This is a genomic window from Saccharopolyspora sp. NPDC000995, assembly GCF_053599315.1.
This window is the reverse complement of record NZ_JBSFLZ010000053.1, coordinates 22,160-42,805: the sequence shown is the minus strand read 5'-3', so window position 1 is coordinate 42,805 and position 20,646 is coordinate 22,160. Positions and strand designations below refer to the sequence as shown.

The following is a 20,646-nucleotide window of genomic DNA, read 5'->3' as shown; positions in this document are numbered from 1 at the left end:
TAGTGCTGGTCTGGTGTCGGTGGTGTTCGATGACGGCGCGGAGGGTGGGGTTGCGGTAGAGGGTGGTGCGGCCCAGTCCGGTGCGAGCGGCAATGACGGTGAAGGTGACGGCGTGGCCGTCGTGGATGAGTTGGGTGCAGGCGCGTTCGACGTCGTTGAGGGTGCTGGTTTTGGTCATCCTGCTTGGGCCTTATTGATCAGGGTGTCGAGTCGGGCGATGAGGCGTTGGTGTCGTTGGATTGCGGCCCTGACCGGTTGGAACCACGCTGGACGCCCCGGCCTGGATGCGATGCCGCACTGCTAGGGGGCAACAGGCCACGGCGCAGCCGTTGTGCAGGGTTTGCTCGATTGATCCAATTGGGCGACGTTCGCGTGAAGTCCGCCTGGGGCTGGCCGCATTTCTCTAGCCTCCGGGCCGACCACGTTTTGATCTCAGGAGGAACTGGGCCTGTGGGGGCCGGATCCCGCGTCGATCTAGCTGCGCGAGACGCGGCGGACGGGGTGTCCGGAACGCTGGAGCAGGTGAGCCGCCGCAAGGTCAGCGACATCGACTGCGACAAGGCGGCAAAACCTCGCCAAAGACGCGCAGGAGATCTCCGGGCGGCTGACCGAGTGCGTCAAGTCGTAGGAGAAAGTGGATCAAGGGGCGCAAGCCCGCTTGGACCAGATCCTCCAGGGTGGCGGTCCCGATCCGGCGGGCGGTGATGGCGGAACTCGGCGAGACCAGCGACCCGAAGGCCCTCGTACCGGGCAACACCGACAGCATCCACAAGACCGCCTGGTCGATGACGATCTACGGTGATCTTCTGCACAGTGTCGGCATTATCGGAGTCAGCGGGCATCCCTGGCTTACCGACGGCCAATACAGACGACCGATTCTCGCGTTCAGCAACAACGACGAGGCTTCGGTGAAGCTCGACCTGCAACCGACTCCGGCGGTGATCTGATGCCCCAGCCGCCGGGCACTGGCACGCTCGCCGAGCACTTCCGTGCCCTCGAAAGCCGAATCGACGAGCTTGCACGCGGCAAAGCCAAGCTCCCCGCCTGCGTCGTCCGGCTCACCAGCAACGTCAACCTCGCCGCGAACGTGGACACCTGGTCGGCCTTCTCCGGGATGGTGCACGAGTAGTGCTGCCCCGTCCACTGGTCACCGCGCTCACGATCCTGATTTCCCTCGTGTGGGCCGGAAACGTCGTCGTCGGGTTCGTCTTCCCCGATCGCCACGACCCCACTCTCAGGCGCGATCTTCGCCCTGGCGGCCGACCTCTACCGAGAATCCAGCTACCGCGAATGCCGCTACTTCCGCGAAGCCGCCGAATACCTGCAAGAAGTCCGCAGGATTCAGGTCCTGCGGATCGACACGACACACCTGAATTCGCCCGATGTGGTTCACGTCGTCATGGACGAACTGAAGGACCCCGCAGACGCCGACTTCGAGCCCGAGATCGCTACGACCATGGAGCGCCTATGACGGCCACCGACACTGACATCTTCCGTCTTGGTGGCGAGCTGCCGGTCCGTCGAATCGGGCTCGGCACGATGCAGCTAACCGGGCCGGGGCACTGGTTCCACCCGGCCGACACGAACGCTGCCAAGGCACTGCTCCGGCGCGCAGTCGAACTGGGGGTCAACCACATCGATACCGCCGACGCTTATGGCCCCCACACCGCCGAGAACCTGATCCGTAAGGCACTTCATCCGTACCCAGATGATCTCGTGATCGCCACCAAGGGCGGGATGACCCGGCAAGGCCCCAACCAGTGGGCGCCCGTCGGGCGGCCGGAGTACCTACGCCAGTGGTTCGAAATGAGCCTGCGGCGACTGGAATTGGAGCGGATCGACCTGTACTACCTGCACCGCATCGATCAGCACGTGCCGCTCGCCGACCAGCTCGGCGTCCTCGCTGACATGCGCGAGGAAGGCAAGATCCGCTTCATCGGCCTCTCCAAGGTCACGGTGACGCAGCTCAAGCAAGCCCGCGAACTCACCCCGATCGCGGCCGTCCAGAACCGCTTCAACGCCGACGACGGCGACATCGTGGCCTTGAACTACTGCACCCAGACCGAGACCGCGTTCGTTCCCTACTCACCTTTCGGGCAGGGACAACTCCTCACGTCCGGGTTGCCTGCCCAGGAGGCACTGGCCTGGTTGCTGGACCTCTCGCCGGTCGTGCTGCCGATCCCAGGCACCGCGTCGATCAAGCACCTGGACGAGAACGTCAGCGCCTCCAGGTAGCCATGTGGCCCGGGCGGGCGGGATCGAACATCAACCCGGCCGCCCGAGACCGCACGACATCGCAGCAGTGAAAGGCCATCGCGGTACACGCCGGAGCGATCAGCTAAACGCTCCGACTGGGCCGCTCAAGCAGCCCGCATCGAGCCGTAGATGACCAGCTGGTCTGCTGTAGTGGCCTGTAGCCGTCCCGCTACAGCGCCTCGCCCCATCGAGCGCAGGAGGACCATGATCTGGACGAGGCGCTACAGAACAAGGAACTCTGCAACGAAAGGCGGGTCTGGGCGTAAAGAAGCGCGTCGGCGCCGGGGGCCTCGGGCACGATCATCGCTATGTCTGCCGTAGAGGACGTAGACAAGGCACTGAGCTTTGTGCTGGGCAAGCTCGCCGAAGCGACAGAACAGCTCAGTGCGGTGCAGGCCGCCCTGGAGGAGAGCGGCACCGATCTCTCGGTGCTCAACGGCACCAACGACGACGAGGCGCAACAAGCCCTTGCGTACCACGCAGAAAGCGGCGACCAGCTCACCCACGCCCAGCAGGTCCTGCGCCGCTGTACCGAACAGATCAAGCAATACCAGCCCCGCGTTGCGACGAGCTCAACGCCAAGTACCCCGCCGCGGGAGTCATCCGCCCGACCTGACGGCAGAACGCGATCATCCCTTCCACCGCCACCCCAGCCGGGGAAGACACAACCCACTGCCTGGGACAAGGTCGAAGGCGAGAAACCGAACCCGGCGGACATCCATACCCAGGATCTTGATCGGATCCACATCCTCGACGGCGAAGGCAACGGGAAAGGTGGCCACGTCGCAGGAACCGGAAACCCTGGCAAGACGGAGTTCCCCGAGTCTTGGGACGATGACCAGATTATCGAGGTCATTGAAGATGTTGCGAAAAACCCGGACCGGCCGCCCACTCTGGAGAGAGTGGGAACTACAAGTTCAACGGGACCAGAGACGGCGTGGAGATCGAGGGTTACGTGACACCGGAGGGCCAGGTCCAAACCGGCTACCCGTTACGTGGCAAAGGCGTCATGAAGAACGACGAGCTCGGCAATCCGCACCCGGTACCCTGAGCTAGGTGAGTGGAGATCACACGACGATGGATACAGCTCATGTGAACGAGGCGGTACGCCAACTGCTGGAGCAGTTCGCCGACCGGCTGCCCAAGCGTCGTCTGGCGTCGTACCGTGCCCTGGGTGAAGCGGGCGATTCGGCGTCGTTGCTCAACGAAATCTGCAAGATGCTGGTCGCCCGCCACACCGAAGTGACACCGGCGGAAAAGGAAACGCTGACCCGGCTACTTGATGCGGTTCCCGTCGGCGACTACGACTACATCAACAACCGTGAGCAGACACTTGCCGCAATCCAGGTCGCCGATCAACCGCGAGTGGTGACCAACGCCGACCTGAACTGGCTCAACACCAAATCCCAGGAGCTGTTGGAGCGATTCGCTGACCGGCTGTCGCTACACGATCTCGACAGCAACCGCACCCTGAACTTCGCCGGGGAACAGGCGATCATGCTCGACAATCTCTGCGCCAGCCTGGTCAAGGGTGAAATCCCAGTGACCCCGCAGGAGCAGCAGACTCTGACTGAGCTTCTGAACTGGTTCCGCCCGGCCACCGTTACCGACCTCCCGTACCTCCGCGACCGGGAGAACACGCTCGCCTCGCTGAACGTCACCGAGCAGCCCTGAGCGGCCTGGCCGCAGCTGAACCCCCGGCGCGCGCCGCTGCGCCGGGGGTTCTCGCTGATCGAGGCCCTCCAAGTTTGTGATCTTGTGTGGCCGATTGGGGTGGCTGGATCGTGCCCGCACTCAGGGGTGTGACCGGAAACATCACCCGGGAAGTCCAAATTGCGCCAATTGAGTGTTTTGGGTCGACTCGCGTGTGGGCGTGTGTAAGAGTCGGGCCGTGCTTGAGGAAGATCACCGCCCGCGAGGCGGTAGCTGCGGCGCGCGAGAACACATCTTGCGCAGGACCCGGGCTCGTGGCCTGGCCGTCGGGGTATCCGTCGGCCGCGGCGAGCTCCCGCCGAAGATCCGCTGATGCCGGTGAAGTGACACCCGGCCCGGGCGCAGCGCGCCACCGCGAACTTTGCTCGTAATCCGACGAAATCCACCGCGCCCGGTCGCGCCGCGAGGCGACCGGCGCCGATCGACGCTGTCAGGCGCGGGCTACCCCCTTGCCGGTGAGGACTGCCGATGACCTCGTACGACCAGGCCACCGAACTCCCCGTCTCCGAAGCCCAGCTCGGGATCTGGCTGGCCGAGCAGGCCGGTTCCCCGAGCTCCTCGCCGTACCTGTGGGGCGAGTACGCCGAGATCACCGGGCCGCTGGAGGTCGGTCTGCTGTCCACGGCGGTGCGGCTGGCCGCGCGCGAGGCCGAGGCGGTGAACGCCACCTTCACCGAAGGGCCCGACGGTCGCCCGCGCCAGCACCTGCGCCAGATCGAGCCCGTGGTAGCGGTGCACGACCTCAGCGGTGCGGACGATCCGCACGGCGCGGCGCTGGGCTGGATGCGCGCTAAGCTGGACCGGCCGCTGGAGCTGCGGGACGGGCCGGTCCACGGCGCGGTGGTACTGCGCCTGGCCGCGGAGCGGCACCTGCTGTTCCAATGGGCGCACCACATCGCCCTCGACGGTGTCGGCATGACGATGCTGACCACGCGGATCGCCGAGATATACAACCACCTGCACCGCGGGCTCCCCGTCCCGGCCGGACAGTGGGGCGGCCTGGCCGCGTTGCTGGCCGAAGAGGATTGCTATCGAAGTTCGGTGGAGTTCGACGCCGACCGGAGGTGGTGGCACGAGCACCTCGCCGATGGTCCCGGTTTCCTGAGCATGGCCGCCCGGCCGGCCGCTGCCGCGGCGAGTTCGCTGCGGCTGACCACCACGTTCGGCGAGGCGGAGTTCGCCGAGCTGCGCGCGGCTGCCGACCGGTTCGGCTGGCGCTGGTCGCGGCTGGTGATCGCGGCGACTGCCCTGCACACCCAGGCGATCTCGGGCAGCCGGGAGGTGGTGCTGAGCCTGCCGGTGCCGGGACGGTTCAGCGGGTTGAGCTGGACCGTGCCGTCGATGTCGGCGAACGTGCTGCCGCTGCGGTTGCGCCTGGACCCGGCGGCCACGGTGGCCGAGCTGCTCGGGCAGGTCTGTGACCGGGTGCGGTCGGTGCTGGCCCACCAGCGGTACCGAGGCGAGCGGCTGAGCCGGGAGGCCGGGTATCCCGAGGACGGTCGCAGGTTCTTCGGGCCGGTGGTCAACGTGCAGAAGTTCGCCTACGGGCTGAGCTTCGGCGATGGAACCGCGACCGTGCACAACGTGGCGGCGCCGCCGTCGGAGGACTTCTCCGTGGTCGCCTACGACCGAGGTGATGGGCAGCTGCGCTTCGACTTCGACGCGAACCCAGCCAACCACGACCGCGAAGTGCTCGCGGCCGCCCGTGACCGGTTCCTGCACCTGCTGGAGCAGTTGGTGCGGGCCGAGCCGGGCACCCAGATCGCGCGCCTCGAGACGACCGCCCCCGCCGAACGGTCCCGGGTGCGGTCCGCGGGCACCGGGGCGGCGGGGTCCGCTCCCGCACAAGACGTGGTGTCGCGGTTCGCCGAGCGGGTCGCCGCCGCGCCTGAGGCGTTCGCGGTGCGCTCACCCGCCACCGGTGAGCGGCTGACCTACCGCGAACTAGACGCCCGCGCCGAGGCACTGGCCGCGCGGCTCGTGGCGGCCGGGGCAGGTGCGGAGTCTCCGGTCGGGCTGCTCGTCGAGCGCTCGGTGGGCCTGGTGGTGGCGGTGCTGGCGGTGGTGCGGGCCGGGGCGGCGTATGTACCGCTGCACCGGGCCGACGGGGCGCACCGGTTGCGTTGCATCGCGGACAGGGCGGATCTCGCGCTGCTGATCACCGATGAGGCCACCGCACAGGACGGGTTCACCGACTGGTTCCGCGGCACCGGGACGGTCGTGGACGTGGCAGCGGGCGGCGGCACGGCCCAGCTGCCCGCTGCGGTGATCACGCCGGAGGGGTTGGCCTGCGTCATGTTCACCTCGGGTTCCACCGGCACGCCGAAAGGCGTCGCGATCACGCACGAGAACGTGGTGCGCTTGACCGAGGACCGGTGGTGGGCCGAGGGCGCTGCCGAGCGGGTGCTGCTGCACTCCCCACATGCCTTCGACGCGTTGACCTTGGAGCTGTGGGTCCCGCTGCTGACCGGTGGTGAGATCGTGCTCGCCCCGCCGGGCGAAGCGGATCTGCAGGTGCTGGGTGAGGTGGTCGCCGGGTCCGGGGTGACCGGGCTGTGGTTGACGGCGGGGTTGTTCGACGCGGTCAGCCAGGAGGCCCCGGGGTGGCTGCGCGGTGTCCGGCAGGTCTGGACCGGCGGCGACGTGGTCCCGGCGGCGGCGGTGCGCCGGGTCCGGGCTCTCGCCCCGGAGCTCGTGGTGGTCAACGGCTACGGCCCGACCGAGACGACCGTGTTCGCCACCCGCCACGTCGTTGACTCCGAGGACGCCACCGCTGTGCCCATCGGCGCGCCGATCGACGGCAAGCGGGTGCACCTGCTCGACGCCGCGCTGCGGCCGGTGCCGCTGGGCGCGGTCGGGGAGCTCTATCTGGCCGGGTTCGGACTGGCTCGCGGTTACCTCGCCGATCCGGTCGCGACGGCGCAGCGGTTCGTGGCCTGCCCGTTCGGGGCGCCGGGCGAGCGGATGTACCGCACTGGTGATCTGGCGCGATGGAACCCAGACGGCACGCTGCACTTCGCTGGCCGCGGCGACGGCCAGGTCAAGTTGCGCGGTCACCGCATCGAGACGGGTGAAGTCGACGCCGCGCTGGGGCGGGCCGCGGGTGTGCGGCAGGTGGCGACGGTGCTGAGGGAGGGGGAGACCGGGCGTCGGCTGGTGTCCTACGTCGTTGCCGAGCAGGCGGATCCGGCCGCGTTGCGGGAGCACGTGGCCGCGCTGCTGCCGCCGTTCATGGTGCCCTCGCAATTCGTGGTGGTGGCGGAGTTGCCGTTGAACCGCAACGGGAAGCTGGACCGCGCCGCGCTGCCCGATCCGGCCGAAGACTTCGCGCCGCAGGAAACGCTCACCGAATCCCCGATCCCGGCGTCGGCGGCCGAGGAGCTGCTGGCCGAATTGTTCCGCGAGGTGCTCGGCTTAGCCGAGATGCCGCCGGACCGGGACTTCTTCGCGCTGGGCGGTGACAGCATCAAGGCGATCCAGCTCGCCAGCCGGGCCCGGCGCGGTGGCCTCGAACTCGGCACCTCCGACGTGTTCCGCCACCCGACCGTGGCCGCGCTGGCCAGGCGGGTGGGTGCGGCCGCACCGGCGCTGCCGGGGCCGGGCGCTGCGGCCGGTCCGCTGCCCTTGACGCCGATCATGCACTGGCTGCGGGAACGCGGCGGCGCGCTGGCCGGGTTCGCCCAGTGCGCGACGCTGCGGGTACCCGCCGAGCTGGGGGAGCAGGGGCTGCGGTCGGTGCTCTCGTGGCTGGTGCGGCGGCACGACGCGCTGCGGTTGAAACTCACGGCCACCGGTGGGCTGTGGAACCTGCAGGTCGCGGCGCAGGCCGGGTTCGACTTCGCACGGGTGGACGTGCGCGAGCTCGCCGAGCAGCGCAGGCGGGAGCTGGCGGGGCAATGGGCGCGGCACGCGCAGGCGCGGCTCGACGTCGAGACCGGCCCGGCGGTGAGCGCGGTGTGGCTCGATGCCGGTGGCGAGCCGGGCACGCTCGTGCTCGCGGTGCACCACTTGGCCGTGGACGGGGTGTCGTGGCGGATCCTGCTCGACGACCTGCGCGAGGCCGGACAGGCCGTGCTCGGTGGGAGGTCCCCGCGCGCGGAGACCGCGGGGACCTTGTTCGCGCAGTGGGCGCGGGCGCTGCCCGAGCACGCGCGGGAACCGGGAACGCAGGCGGAGTTCCCGCAGTGGCGACAGGTCGCCGAGGTCAGCGGGCACTCGGCGCAGCCGGGCGCGGAGTCCGACCGCGGTCACCTGTCGTTGCAGCTGCCCGAAGAGATCACCGCCGGTGTGCTGGAGCAGGCAACGGCCGTTTTCGGCTGCTCCGCCGACACGCTGCTGCTGAGCGCCTTCGCTCTCGCGGTGGCTGACGGGCCCACAGTGCTGGTGGACGTGGAACGGCACGGGCGCGAGGAGTTCGGCGGGCTGGACCTCTCGCGCACCGTCGGTTGGTTCACCACGCAGTTCCCGGTGCAGCTGCAACCGGGGGCGGCCTGGTCGCAGGTTCAGCAGGACCGCCGCCTGCTCGGCGAGGTGATCGAGAACGTGCGGGCCGCGCTGGCTTCGGTGCCGCGCAACGGTTTCGGCTACGGCCTGCTGCGCTACCTGAACCCGCAGAGCGCCCCGGTCCTTGCGGGCGGGACGCGGCCGCGGTTCGGGTTCAACTACCTCGGCAGGTTCGACGCGGGCAGCGATGCGGACTGGTGCCCTTGCCCGTGGGCGCCGGTGCTCGGCTCGTCGATGCCGCAGGACATGCGGATGGTGCACCTGGTCGAGCTGGATTGCGCGGTCACCGACGAGCCCGGCGGGCCGCGGTTGACCGCGAACTGGTCGTGGGACGGACAGCTGCTCGGCGAGCGCGAGGCCGCGGTCCTGGGCGAACGTTGGCTCGCGGTGCTTGGCGCGATGGCCGAGTACGCGCGGGAGGGTGCCGGGCAGCGGGCGGACACGGTGCTGCCGCTGCCGCCGCTGGCGCAGGGGCTGCTCTTCCACTCGATGTACGACGCGCAGGCAGCCGATCCCTACCTGGTGCGGTTCGTCTTCGAGCTCACCGGGGAGCTCGACGAGCAGCGGCTGCGTGAGGCGGTGCACGCGTTGCTGCGCAGGCACCCGCAGCTGTCGGCGGCTTTTCGCCACGACGCTGAAGGAGTGCCGGTGCAGGTCTGGCCGGCGAGCTTCACCGTCGAGTGGACGCGGCGCAAGGAAGCCTCGGCGCAGGAGGTCCGGCGGTTCCTCGACACCGACCGGTCGCGGCGCTTCGACCTGGCCGAGGCCCCGGTGTGGCGGGCGGCGCTGCTGGGCGCGGGCGCGGACCGGCACGTGCTGGTGCTCAGCACCCACCACATCGTGATCGACGGGTGGTCCACGCCGATCCTGATCAACGACCTGCTCGCGCTCTACGCCGGAGCTGCGCTGCCCGCACCCGCCGACTACCGGCGGTTCCTGGACTGGACGCGGGACCGCGACGGCGCCGCGCACGAGGAGGTCTGGCGCACGATCTTGTCCGATGTGGACGGTCCGACGCTGGTGGCCCCGGCGGCGGGTCGCGGCGCCGAGGACCGCGGCCGGGTGTTCGACCGGCTCGATGCGGCCGACACCGCCGCGGTGCGGCGCACCGCGCAGCGGCTGGGTTCGACGGTGAGCACCGTGGTGCAGCTGGCGTGGGCGATGCTGCTGGGCGCGCTGACCGGTCGCGATGACGTGGTCTTCGGAGCCACGGTCTCCGGCCGCCCGCCGGAGCTGCCGGGCGTGGAGGAGGTCGTCGGGCTGCTGATTAACACTGTTCCGGTGCGGGTGCGGCTCGATCCGCGGCGCACCGTCGCCGAGGCGCTGGCGGCACTGCGGGACCAGCAGCTCGCGGTACTCGAGCACCAACATGCGGACCTGACGCGCCTGCAGGCCATCGCCGGGCACGGGGAGCTGTTCGACACCGCGGTGGTCTTCGAGAACTACCCGTTGGATGACTCCGGCCCCCATCCGGTGCCGGGGCTGCGGGTCACCGGCGTCGAAGTGCTCGACGGCACGCATTACCCGCTGTCGCTGATCGCGGTGCCCGGTGATCAGCTCGGTTTCCGGCTCGACCACCGCCTTGACGTGCTCGGCGAGGCCGCGGCGCGACGCCTGCTGCGGCGGCTGGCCGCAGTGCTGGCCCGAATCGGCGCAACGCCGCACTCCCGCCTCGGCGAGATCGGGCTACTGCTGCCCGGTGAAGACCTCGACGCCGCAGCGATCTCGCCGCCCGGACCGCAGCACGCCGCGCTGCCGGAGCTGTTCGAGGCGCACGCCGCGGCGCAGCCCGAAGCCGTCGCGGTCTCGTTCGGGCCGGAACGGCTCACCTACGGCGAGCTCAACGAACGGGCGAACCGGCTGGCGCGGCTGCTGATCGCGCGCGGCGCCGGGCCGGAACGGCTGGTGGCGCTGGCGTTACCGCGTTCGCCGGAGCTGGTGGTGGCGTTGCTGGCGGCGCTGAAATCCGGCGCGGGGTACCTGCCGCTGGACCCGGAAAACCCGTTGGAGCGGATCCGGCGCACCACCGCCGACGCCGAGCCGGTGGTGATCGTCTCGGTGCGCGCGCTGCGACCGGCGCTACCGGCGCAGCCCGGCGTGCTGCTGCTCGACGATCCCCGAACCAGAGCCGAGCTGGCCGCCGCCGGGGCCGACGCCCCGCGGGTGCCCATCCACCCGGACCACGCGGCCTACGTGATCTACACGTCCGGTTCGACCGGTGAACCCAAGGGCGTGGTGGTCTCGCACCGCAACGTGCTGCGGCTACTGGAGGTCACCGACGATCTCTTCGGGTTCGGGCCCGATGACGTGCACGCGTTGTTCCACTCCTGCGCGTTCGACGTGTCGGTGTGGGAGCTGTGGAGCGCGCTGGGCCGGGGCGGGCGGCTGGTGGTGGTGCCGGGCGAGGTCACCCGCGCGCCCAGGGCGCTGCGGGAGCTGCTGGACGCCGAAGGGGTCACGGCGCTGTCCCAGACGCCCTCGGCGTTCTACCAGCTCGCGCAGGAAGAACCCGGCGGCGGACTGCCCGCGCTGCGCCACGTGGTCTTCGCCGGGGAAGCGCTGGACCCGGCCCGGCTGCGCGGCTGGCACGGCCAGCAGCGGCCGCGACTGGTCAACATGTACGGCATCACCGAGACCACGGTGCACGCCACCTGGGCGCTGCTGTCCGACCCGGCCGAGACGCGCAGCGTGATCGGGACGGCGCTGGCGGATCTGCGGCTGCACCTGCTCGACCACGCGCTGCGCCCGGTGCCGCCGGGATGTCCAGGGGAGATCTACCTGGGCGGGCCCGGGGTGGCGCGCGGATACCTGGGGCGGGCGGGGCTGACCGCCGCCCGGTTCGTCGCCGACCCGTTCGGGCCCGCCGGTACGCGGCTGTACCGCTCCGGCGACCTGGCGCGGGCGCTGCCGGACGGGTCCTTGGAGTACCTGGGGCGCGTCGACCTGCAGGTGAAGGTGCGCGGTTTCCGCATCGAACCCGCCGAGGTGGAGCACGTCCTCGAACTGCACCCGTCGGTGGCCCGCGCGGTGGTGCTCGCCCAGCACGACGACACCGGCGGCGGCCGGCTGGTCGCCTACGTAGTGCCCACCACCGAGGTCGATACCGCTCAGTTGCGGGAGCACGCCGCGACGCTGCTGCCCGCGCACATGGTTCCCGCCTTCGTCGTGGCCGTCGCCGAAATCCCGCTGACCGCCAACGGGAAGCTGGACCGCGCGGCGTTGCCGGAGCCCGGGAGCGGGCGCGCCGCGGGACGGGCACCCAGCGGGGCGGTGGAGCGGTTCTTGTGCGAGGCGTTCGCCGCGACGTTGGGCATACCGGAGATCGGGGTGCAGGAGAGCTTCTTCGACAGTGGTGGGCACTCGCTGCTGGCCACCCGGCTGATCAACCGGGTGCGTTCCGGGCTCGGCGTGGAACTCGACATCCGCACCCTGTTCGATGCGCCTACCGTGGCTGAACTCGCCGGCCACGTAGCCCACGCCCGCACCCGCGACCGGCCCGCGCTGCGCCCGGACCGGCGGCCGCAGCGCGTACCGCTCTCACCCGCGCAGCGGCGGATGTGGTTCACAAGCGGCTTCGACGAGTTCGCGACCACCTACAACATGCGCTTCGCGGTGCGCCTGGACGGGCCGCTGTCGGCCGCCGCGCTGCGCGCTGCGCTGAGCGACGTCGTGGCCAGGCACGAGAGCCTGCGCACGGTGGTCGCCGAATCCGAAGACGGACCATGGCAGCAGGTGCGCAGCCCAGAGCAGCTGCGGTTCGAGCACATCCAGGTCGCCGAGGCCGACCTAGCGGCGCGGCTGGCGGCGGACTCCGCGCACCGCTTCGACCTCGCCGCCGAGCTGCCGATCCGCGCCACCCTCTACGAACACGGTCCCGACCGGCACGTGCTGCTGGTGCTGCTGCACCACATCGCGGTGGACGGCTGGTCGCTGGCCCCGCTGGCCCGCGACCTGTCCACCGCCTACCGGGCCAGGTCCACCGGTCGAAACCCGCGGTGGCCCACCAGCGCGGTGCGGTACGCCGACTTCACCCTCTGGCAGCAGGCGATCGACGCCGAGCCGCAGCTGCGGCACTGGACGAAGGTACTCGCCGGTGCCCCCGAACTGCTCCCGCTGCCCACCGACCACCCCCGCCCGCCGGTCTCGGCGCACCACGGCGAGACGATCGAGGTCGCCCTGCATGCGAAGCTGCACGCGGCCGTGCTGCGGCTGGCCCAGGACCACGACGTCAGCCCGTTCATGGTGCTGCACGCCGCGTTCGCCGCCCTGCTGTGCAGGCTCGGTGCCGGTGAGGACATCCCGATCGGCACCCCGGTGGCCGGGCGCAACGACGCCGCGCTGCACGACGCGGTGGGCTGCTTCGTCAACACCGTCGTGCTGCGTACCGACCTGTCCGGGAGGCCGAGCTTCAGCGAACTGCTGCGGCGGGTACGGGCGGCCGACCTCGACGCCTTCGACCACCAGGAGGTGCCCATCGAGCGGCTGGTGGAAGTGCTCAACCCGGCCCGATCGCTGGGCCACCAACCGCTGTTCCAGGTAATGCTGGCTTTCCAGGACACCCCGCCACAGGAGTTCGACCTGCCCGGCATCAGCACCGAGCAGGTGGCGCTGCACGGCGAGTCCTCCCGGATGGACCTGCTGCTGAGCCTGCGCCAGAACCACACCCCGACCGGAATGCCCGGGGGCATCACCGGGGTGCTGGAGTACGACACCGAACTGTTCACCCCGGACACCGCGCAGAAGCTGATCAGCCGCTTCGAACTCTTGCTGCGCGCCGCGACGGAGGCGCCTGGCACACCGATCGCCGAGCTCCCCGTGGTCTCCGAGCAGGAGCACCACTGGCTGGTCCACGGCTGTAACGACACCGCCCGCCAGGTCCCGTCGACCCCGTTGCACGAGCTGTTCGCCGCGCAGGTCGCCCGAACCCCGCACGCCGAGGCGGTGCTGCACGATCACGGAGCGCTGACGTTCCGGGAACTCGACCAGCGGGTGCGGGAGATCGCCGCGCAGCTCACCGAGCACGGCATCGGTCCGGGAGCGCTGGTGGCCTCGGCCCTGCCCCGCACACCCGACCTGCTCGCCACGATGCTGGCGGTGCTGCGCACCGGCGCCGCCTGCCTGCCCTGCGAACCGGACTGGCCCGCCGCTCGCACCGCAGCGGTGTTGGACGACGCCCGGCCCGCGCTCGTCGTCGGCACCGACGCGCGCGGCCAGCTGAGCTTCACCCGCCCCGGCCGATCACCCGCACCGATCGCGACCGGTACCGCTTATGTCCTCTACACCTCCGGCTCCACCGGCCGCCCCAAGGGCGTGGTCGTGGCGCACCGCGCGGTGGTGAACCTGCTGGCCGCGCTGGCCGAGCTCCTGGAGGTCGGCGCGGGGGACCGGGTGCTGGCCACAGCCCCGGTGGGCTTCGACATGTCCGTGCCGGAGTTCTACCTCGGCGCGCTCACCGGCGCGGCCGTGGTCATGGCGGACCGCGACACCACCCGCGATCCCGATGCGCTGATGGAGCTGGTCGAACGGCAGCGGGTGACGGTAATGCATGCGACACCGTCGCTGTGGCGCACCCTGGCCGCCGACCGGCCGCGGGCGCTGCGCGGTATCAGAGGAGTGATCGGCGGCGAGGCCGTGCCCGGCCCGCTGGCTGAGCGGCTGTGCGGACTCGGGGTGCGGCTGCTGGCCTGCTACGGCCCCACCGAGACGACGGTCTGGTCCAGCGCCTGCCCGGTCGAAGGCCGGCAGCGGGAGGTGGTGCCACTGGGTCGTCCGTTGTGGAACACCGCCTGCCACGTCCTCGACGATCGGCTGCGCCCGGCACCGCCGGGCGCCGTTGGCGAGCTCTACATCTCCGGACTCGGCGTGGCCACCGGCTACCTGCACCGAGCGGCGCTGAGCGCACAGCGGTTCGTCGCCGACCCATTCGGCCCGCCCGGCACCCGCATGTACCGCACCGGCGACCTCGCCTCCCGCACACCGGAGGGATCGCTGCGCTTCCACGGCCGCGCGGACGAGCAGGTCAAAATCCGCGGCCACCGCGTCGAACCGAGCGAGGTCGAGGCCGCGCTGCTCGGGCACCCGCAGGTGCGGGCCGCCGCGGTGACCGTGCACGCGCACGACGCCCACGACGACAGGCTCGTCGCGCACCTGATCGCACCCGGCGTGGATCTCGCCTCGGTGCGTGAGTACCTCAGGGGGAGGCTGCCCGAGTACCTGATCCCGTCGCGGCTGCTGACCTGCGACGAACTGCCCCTCTCGTCGAACGGGAAGCTGCTGCGCGACAGGCTGCTCGCCCCGGCCGAGGACACCGCAGCCGAGCAAACCGCAGCTGACCAATCCGCAGCCGGGGAGCCGGATGTGGCGGCGCCGGTGCGGGTGCTGTGCGAGATCTTCGCCGAAGTGCTGGGGACCGCCCGGGTGGGACCGGAGGAGAACTTCTTCGAACTCGGCGGGCATTCGCTGATCACCGCGCCCCTGATCGCCCGGATCCGATCGCGGCTCGGCCTGCGCGCGAAGGTCCGCGACGTGTTTGAGGCGGGCACCCCGGCGGCGCTGCACCGCGCGCTGACCGGTCCCTCCGCGGCAGGAGGACCCCTGCTGCCGCTGCGCTCCGGCGGTCAGGCCGCGCCGCTGTGCTGCGTGCACCCGCTCAGCGGCCTGGGCTGGGCGTACGCCGGGCTGCTGGCCCACCTCGACCAAGACCAGCCCGTCTACGCGCTGCAAGGTGACGCAGGCGCGCATCCGCCGGGCAGCATCGATGAGATGGCCGAGCGCTACCTGCAGGAGATCCGCTCGGCGCACCCGCGCGGACCGCTGCACCTGCTCGGCTGGTCCTTCGGCGGCCTCGTCGCCCACCGCATGGCGATCAAGGCGCGCGACCGGGACCTGCCGGTCGGCCTGCTGTGCCTGATCGACCCACCGCTGGGCGACGAGCCCGTACCGATCGACGCGCAGCGGGTGTACCGCATCCTGCTCACCGGCATCGGCCACGACGATCAACCCGAGGGGGAGCTGACGTTCGAGGCGGTCTCGCAGCTGCTGCGCCGAGACGACGGCGCGTTCGCCGCGTTCACCGAAGCCGACATCGCCCGCACCGTGGCCACCGCCCGGCACCACGCCGAGCTGCTGCGCGGCCACCGACCGGGCCACTACCCCGGCGACGCCGTGCACATCGCGGCCAAAGCCGGTCCAGGAGCCCGCGCGTGGCGCGCGCACGTCGGCGGCGAGTTGGCCACCTATCGGATCGACCTGCCGCACGACCGGCTCATGCAACCCCAGCACGTCGGCGAAATAGCCCGCATCGTGCGCGACCACCTCACCGAGCAGAAGGGCTGCAGAACCCCATGACCAACCCGTTCGACGACGAGGACGGCACGTTCCTGGTGCTGCGCAACGAGCAGGCGCAGCACTCCCTGTGGCCGGCGTTCGCCGCGGTGCCCGCGGGCTGGGAGGTGGTTTGTGAGGAGACCAGCCGTGCGGCGGCGCTCAGCTACGTCGAGCTCAACTGGACCGACCTGCGCCCCGCGAGCCTGCGCGAGACGCCCTGAAATGCTCTCGCCCGCGCTCCGCGAGATCGCCTGGCCGTGCGCGGCGTCGCAGCTGTCCTCGCCAGCGGACCGCGAACCCGGCGGAGTTGCCGGTGGGCGTTGCTGGCCACCGGCGCCGCTGGGAACGAGACGACAACCCCGTGTACCGCACAGGCGTGGGCACCGCCAACGACCAGGAGGTAATCACCGGTGAATCACCGCAACGAACTGGCCGACCTCCCCGCCGGGGCACGGGTGGTCATCCGCCTTCCCAGCGGCCCCGGGCTCGCTTCGGCGCTGCTGGAGTGCTTCGAACGCGAACTGGTCGCCGTGCCAATGGCACCGCGGGCTGGGGATGCGCAGCTCGAGGGCATCGTGGACCGAGTCTCGGCCAGCGCGGTCGTCGACGGCCGGGGCTCGACGAGCTCGCTGCGCCGGACCGGGCTGCCCGTCGAGCACCCCGACGCCGCGGGCCTGGCGCTGATCATGTTCACCTCGGGCTCGACCGGCACCCCCAAAGGCGTCATGCTCAGCCGCCGCGCCGTGGTGGGCAACGCGACTAAGACCGCCGCGCTGCACGGCATCGGACCCGGCCGCCCGCACGGAACGTGCCTGCCGCTGCACCACTGCAACGCGCTGGTCATGTCGCTGCTGGGCACCCATCTGACCGGGGCGCAGCTGGTGCTGCACCCGGCCGCGGACCCGACGGGTTACTTCGCCGCGCTCGAGCAGGCCGGGGCCCGCACCGCATCGATCGTGCCCGCCCTGTTGCCGGACCTGCTGGAAGCCGCGCCGCCGTGGCCCGACGGCCTCGACTACCTGATCACCGCCGCCGCCCCGCTGACCGGCGACCTCGCCCGCCGGTTCCACCGCACCTACGGGCCGCGGCTGCGCCAGGGTTACGGGCTGACCGAAGCGGTCAACTTCAGCGTCACCATGCCCGCACCCGACGAGGCCGGGTTCACCGAGCACTACCTCGACCGGTTCCCGCCGGTCGGACTGGCGCTGCCGGACACGCGGCTGCGTCTGGAGGGTGGCGAGGTCTGGATCAACACCCCGGACCTGATGGACGGCTACTGGCAAGACCCGGCTGCCACCGCCGAGGCCATGACCGCCGACGGCTGGCTGCGCACCGGCGACCTCGGCGAATTCCGCGGCGATCTGCTGGTGCTCAAGGGCCGCACCAAGGAACGCATCGACCGCGGCGGCGAGAAGCACTACCCGCTCGACGTCGAACGTTGCTGGCGCGAAGATGGCCTTTCCGGCCGGTTCGCCGCCGTCGGCGTCACCGAGGCCACGCTCGGCCAGGAGATCGGCCTGGTCGCCACCGACCAGCCCGTCGACCGGCTGCAGCAGTTGTGCGAGCGTACCGAGCTGCGCCCGGCGGTGCTGCGCATCGGCGACTTCCGCGCCACCGCCACCGGGAAACCGCAGCGTTCAATGATGGGCGCCACGCTCGTCGCCCGCCGCGAAAGCCCCTCCCGCTACGAGCGCCTGCTGCGCTACGCCGCGGCCACCGCGCATGAACTGCTGCGCGGCACCCCGCACCCGGACGTACCGCTGCAGAAGGTGCGCGCCCTAGCCGAGCGCGTCCCGGAACCCGACTCGCTGGAGCCGACCGGCGAACCGGTCTACGAGGCGTTCGACTCGCTGCGCCTCGGCTGCGACGCGGATCCCGAGCGGCGCGCGGCCGACCGGGCAGTGCTGCGGGCCAAGCTCACCGCGTCGTGGCCACTGTCGTCGTACGCCGAACTGGCCGCAGCCGTGGCCGAGATGCAGGGCGCACCCGGGGTCGCGATGCCCTTCGGTGTGGAGACCACGCTCGACGACCGGCGACTGGTGCTGCTGCCGCACGCACCGGCGGCAACCGCAGGCGGCCTGCCGTGGGCGTTGGACCTGCTTTGGACGTATCTCAACGACGGAAGAACCGGCCACTGCGCCGACCGATGGACCCGGCTGCGCCGGTTGCGGCACGACGGCTTCGCCATCGCGGGTTTCTCCGCGTTGCGGGCCGGCCGCCACGACCTCGGCGGAGTCATCTGGGCAGCCCGCCCCACCGAGGAGGAATAACCATGCCGCACAACGACCTGCACATCGCGACCTGGGCGAAGAGCTCGATCGGCCCCGACCACACCGAACTGCGCGTGGACCACGGGGAGCTGGCGGTGCCCATGCACGGCACCGCCGCGGCCAGCGGTCAGGAACTTGCCACCAACGGCGAGATCGGCGCCGACCTGATCCGGCTGCCGGCCGGGCAGGGTTTCGTGCCGCACACCCATCCCGGCCACCACGTGCTGACCGTGGTGGCCGGGACGGGGACCATCACCTACGGCGGGCGGATCCACGAGACCCATGCCGGGCAGACCTTCCTCATCGAAGGGCAGGTGCCGCACGCGGTGGGCGCGATCACCGATCACCTGATCGTCGCGGTAGGCGCCCCGCACAAGCACATCGACTCCACCGACCGCATGACGCCGGTGCCCTATGAGGAGATCATCGCCGACGGCGGTGAGCTGACCTGCATGATCTGCGACAAGACCGCCGGGGCTGCGCGCTACCTGCACTCGGCGGACTGCCGGCACTGCCCGTGCCGGGAGTGCGCCGGGATGCCGGGCTGATCCGCGCAGCCACCGGACATTCGCCAACCACACCGAGTCGTGTCCGGTCACCCGGCGAAACCGCCAGCCGACCTCAGCGCAGGCGCTTGGTCGCGGCGAAGACAGCCTCGCCCCAGCCTTGATCCACCGCTGCGTGCGGCAGTCAGATCAAGGAGGCTCGACTGACGGCCGCCCAGTGGTTGGTGAGACTGACGGCTCGGCGGCTTTGGCCAGAGCCAAGGCATGCAGGGCGGGATGCCGGTAGTACAGGCTGATCCACGCCGGCTTGGCCAGGGATGCGTACTCGACGTTGACGACGTTGGACCTCAGTGCTTCCACGGGGTTGGGTTCGGGGCGTAGTCAGAGCGCCGCTCGACGGTCAGCCAGTCGGTTTGGATGGACAGGCGAAGGTCAGGAGATTTCTTCGAATGTGTCGCTCACGCGCGACATCCTCACTTTCGCAGTGGTGATCTTCAGGTGGTGTGGTGCTAGAGGGCCTTGCGGAACTCATCAGCCATCGTGCCGACCTCGGCGTCTCGAGGATCGGGTGAAGTGGTAGCAGGAAGTGTTCTGCGGGAGACGTTTTCTGCGGAAGGGAGCTTGCAGTCCGCGCCGTAGAAGGGGACCTTGTGCAGCGGCCGGTATCGGAAGCTCGTGTCGATGCCGAGTTCCAGCATTTGTTGCGCTACCTGGTCGCGGATCTGCGGAGTCGTCTGGACCCAGTAGAAATCGTGGACGATGCCACCGCGCAGGCGGTGTCCTCGATGAGCACGAGGCCCTTTTCACGGCAGAAATCGGCGATCGCGGTGACTTCTCCCGGCAATCGCTAGACGACGCTGCGGGCGCAGCGGCGGTGGCCTCGCCGCACAGTGCCCCGTAACGGCCATTGTGGACGGAGAGACCTTCGCCCGCGTCCAGCAGCGGCTGTCCGACGACAAGCGGTTCTCTTGCCGCAACAGCAGAAACCCGTCCCTGCTGCCTCTTCGGCCCGTTCTCCTACGGGCGTGGTCAGCTGGTCAGGCGCTCATAGTCCGTGGAGGAGGGCTACGAGGAAGCTCGAGTCGTCGGTGAACGGACGCAGGTCCCAAGTGGACAGCAGAAGGTCGGGCTCGAGTTCTGCTGCCGCCGCGTCATCGAAGAAATCGGTGAACTCGTAGCCACGGCCGGTGCCGAAGCCGATCGCGACCCGGCCACCCGGCGCGAGGTGCGCGCGGAGCCGTTTCAGCACGGCCCCGCGCGTGCTTGGTGCGAGGAAGGTCATAACGTTCCCGGCGCAGATGATCGCGTCGAACGGTGCGGTGATGCCCCGGGCGGGAAGGTCGAGTTCGGCTAGGTCGCCAACCATCCAGAGCGGCCCCGGGTGGTCTTGCTCGGCGGCCTCGATAAGTACAGGGTCGACGTCGACTCCGACGACGTCGTGGCCGGCTTCGGCCAACAGGCCGCCGACTCGGCCGGGGCCGCAGCCGGCGTCGAGGATGCGGGCGTGGCGCGGCACCATGGCGTCCACGAGGCGGGCTTCCCCGGCGAGGTCGTCGCCGGCGCGAGCCATGGAACGGAAGCGTTCGATGTACCAGGCGGAGTGCCCGGGGTCGGCGGTGACCTTCTGCATCCAGATGCTCTGCTCAACCATGCCTGCATTCTCCCGGAGTCCAGTGCGGGCAGTTGCCACAGGCCGATGATATGACCGAAGTCATGAGCCGGGTACCAGCGGCGCTGGGCTAGTCAATTGGGGCGGGTTCTTGTCTCCGGGCGGTACACGTCCGACGGTTCCGAAAAGCTTGATGTTGCGGGACGGTCGAGACCCGGCGTTCCGGCCTTGGGGATCCATGCGGTGAGGGGCGGCGGGTTTCTCTAAAGCCGACGTCGCGCAGGACAGCGATGGCCGTCATCCAGCGACTTGAGCTCAATTCTGCCCTCGGCACGGGCTGCGGCCAGCTCACGCGCTTCGCGCAGTGTCGGGGCGAAGGACTTCGCCTTGACCACATGCACCCCGGCGTTCGGTGGCGGAACCGATTACGTCACCGCCCGCGTGATGGGGCACGGCGATCCCG

Annotated in this window: 13 protein-coding genes; 10 read left to right on the top strand and 3 right to left on the bottom strand. The window is 70.4% G+C overall.

What is annotated here, in order from left to right:
• Nucleotides 1-178, bottom strand: a 178-nt coding sequence (locus ACWDKQ_RS18725; RefSeq protein ID WP_450140006.1) for a DUF6262 family protein, incomplete at its 3' end; no start/stop codon positions are given.
• A gap of 526 nt (nucleotides 179-704) precedes the next feature.
• Between ACWDKQ_RS18725 and ACWDKQ_RS18720 the strand changes: the two genes are divergently transcribed.
• Both ACWDKQ_RS18720 and ACWDKQ_RS18715 read left to right on the top strand, forming a co-directional pair.
• Entirely contained in the window at nucleotides 705-947 is a 243-nt protein-coding gene (locus ACWDKQ_RS18720; RefSeq protein ID WP_450140002.1) for a hypothetical protein, read from the top strand.
• The gene (locus tag ACWDKQ_RS18715) at nucleotides 947-1,129 is read left to right on the top strand and encodes a hypothetical protein (protein ID WP_450140001.1); all 183 of its coding nucleotides are present in this window, start codon (nucleotides 947-949) and stop codon (nucleotides 1,127-1,129) included. Before ACWDKQ_RS18720 ends, ACWDKQ_RS18715 begins: the two co-directional genes overlap by 1 nt.
• Before the next feature lie 105 nt (nucleotides 1,130-1,234).
• Here ACWDKQ_RS18715 and ACWDKQ_RS18710 read toward each other — a convergent pair whose 3' ends face one another.
• A complete protein-coding gene (locus ACWDKQ_RS18710; protein WP_450140000.1) occupies nucleotides 1,235-1,393 on the bottom strand; it encodes a hypothetical protein in 159 nt (52 codons plus the stop codon).
• Between the two features lie 74 nt (nucleotides 1,394-1,467).
• Here ACWDKQ_RS18710 and ACWDKQ_RS18705 point away from each other — a divergent pair, with 74 nt between their 5' ends.
• The 8 genes from ACWDKQ_RS18705 (at nucleotide 1,468) to ACWDKQ_RS18670 (ending at nucleotide 19,425) form a co-directional block, all read left to right on the top strand.
• Nucleotides 1,468-2,235, top strand: a complete 768-nt coding sequence (locus ACWDKQ_RS18705; RefSeq protein WP_450139999.1) for an aldo/keto reductase — start codon at nucleotides 1,468-1,470, stop codon at nucleotides 2,233-2,235.
• Nucleotides 2,236-2,564: 329 nt separating this feature from the next.
• Nucleotides 2,565-3,215: an EndoU domain-containing protein gene (locus ACWDKQ_RS18700; protein WP_450139998.1), complete on the top strand. Its 651-nt coding sequence runs from the start codon at nucleotides 2,565-2,567 to the stop codon at nucleotides 3,213-3,215.
• Between the two features lie 133 nt (nucleotides 3,216-3,348).
• The gene (locus ACWDKQ_RS18695) at nucleotides 3,349-3,930 is read left to right on the top strand and encodes a hypothetical protein (protein WP_450139997.1); all 582 of its coding nucleotides are present in this window, start codon (nucleotides 3,349-3,351) and stop codon (nucleotides 3,928-3,930) included.
• A 507-nt stretch (nucleotides 3,931-4,437) separates the two neighbouring features.
• Nucleotides 4,438-15,819, top strand: coding sequence for an amino acid adenylation domain-containing protein (locus tag ACWDKQ_RS18690; RefSeq protein WP_450139996.1), 11,382 nt, complete (start codon nucleotides 4,438-4,440; stop codon nucleotides 15,817-15,819).
• Nucleotides 15,816-16,019, top strand: coding sequence for an MbtH family protein (locus tag ACWDKQ_RS18685; RefSeq protein WP_450139995.1), 204 nt, complete (start codon nucleotides 15,816-15,818; stop codon nucleotides 16,017-16,019). Before ACWDKQ_RS18690 ends, ACWDKQ_RS18685 begins: the two co-directional genes overlap by 4 nt.
• A 189-nt stretch (nucleotides 16,020-16,208) precedes the next feature.
• A complete protein-coding gene (locus ACWDKQ_RS18680) occupies nucleotides 16,209-18,068 on the top strand; it encodes a class I adenylate-forming enzyme family protein (RefSeq protein WP_450139994.1) in 1,860 nt (619 codons plus the stop codon).
• A 2-nt stretch (nucleotides 18,069-18,070) separates the two neighbouring features.
• Complete coding sequence (locus ACWDKQ_RS18675; RefSeq protein ID WP_450139993.1) at nucleotides 18,071-18,616, top strand: cupin domain-containing protein; 546 nt, start codon at nucleotides 18,071-18,073, stop codon at nucleotides 18,614-18,616.
• Nucleotides 18,617-19,224: 608 nt separating this feature from the next.
• Nucleotides 19,225-19,425 carry a hypothetical protein gene (locus tag ACWDKQ_RS18670; protein WP_450139992.1) on the top strand — a complete coding sequence of 67 codons (201 nt, stop codon included), beginning with the start codon at nucleotides 19,225-19,227 and terminating at the stop codon, nucleotides 19,423-19,425.
• A gap of 194 nt (nucleotides 19,426-19,619) precedes the next feature.
• Here ACWDKQ_RS18670 and ACWDKQ_RS18665 read toward each other — a convergent pair whose 3' ends face one another.
• Nucleotides 19,620-20,225, bottom strand: coding sequence for a class I SAM-dependent methyltransferase (locus tag ACWDKQ_RS18665; RefSeq protein ID WP_450139991.1), 606 nt, complete (start codon nucleotides 20,223-20,225; stop codon nucleotides 19,620-19,622).
• Between the last annotated feature and the right edge of the window lie 421 nt (nucleotides 20,226-20,646).

Excerpts from the sequence above, each read along its gene's own strand:
- ACWDKQ_RS18720 (WP_450140002.1), top strand. The coding sequence starts at position 705 with ATGGCGGAACTCGGCGAGACCAGCGACCCGAAGGCCCTCGTACCGGGC.
- ACWDKQ_RS18715 (WP_450140001.1), top strand. The coding sequence starts at position 947 with ATGCCCCAGCCGCCGGGCACTGGCACGCTCGCCGAGCACTTCCGTGCC.
- ACWDKQ_RS18705 (WP_450139999.1), top strand. The coding sequence starts at position 1,468 with ATGACGGCCACCGACACTGACATCTTCCGTCTTGGTGGCGAGCTGCCG.
- ACWDKQ_RS18700 (WP_450139998.1), top strand. The coding sequence starts at position 2,565 with ATGTCTGCCGTAGAGGACGTAGACAAGGCACTGAGCTTTGTGCTGGGC.
- ACWDKQ_RS18690 (WP_450139996.1), top strand. The coding sequence starts at position 4,438 with ATGACCTCGTACGACCAGGCCACCGAACTCCCCGTCTCCGAAGCCCAG.
- ACWDKQ_RS18685 (WP_450139995.1), top strand. The coding sequence starts at position 15,816 with ATGACCAACCCGTTCGACGACGAGGACGGCACGTTCCTGGTGCTGCGC.
- ACWDKQ_RS18675 (WP_450139993.1), top strand. The coding sequence starts at position 18,071 with ATGCCGCACAACGACCTGCACATCGCGACCTGGGCGAAGAGCTCGATC.
- ACWDKQ_RS18665 (WP_450139991.1), bottom strand. The coding sequence starts at position 20,225 with ATGGTTGAGCAGAGCATCTGGATGCAGAAGGTCACCGCCGACCCCGGG.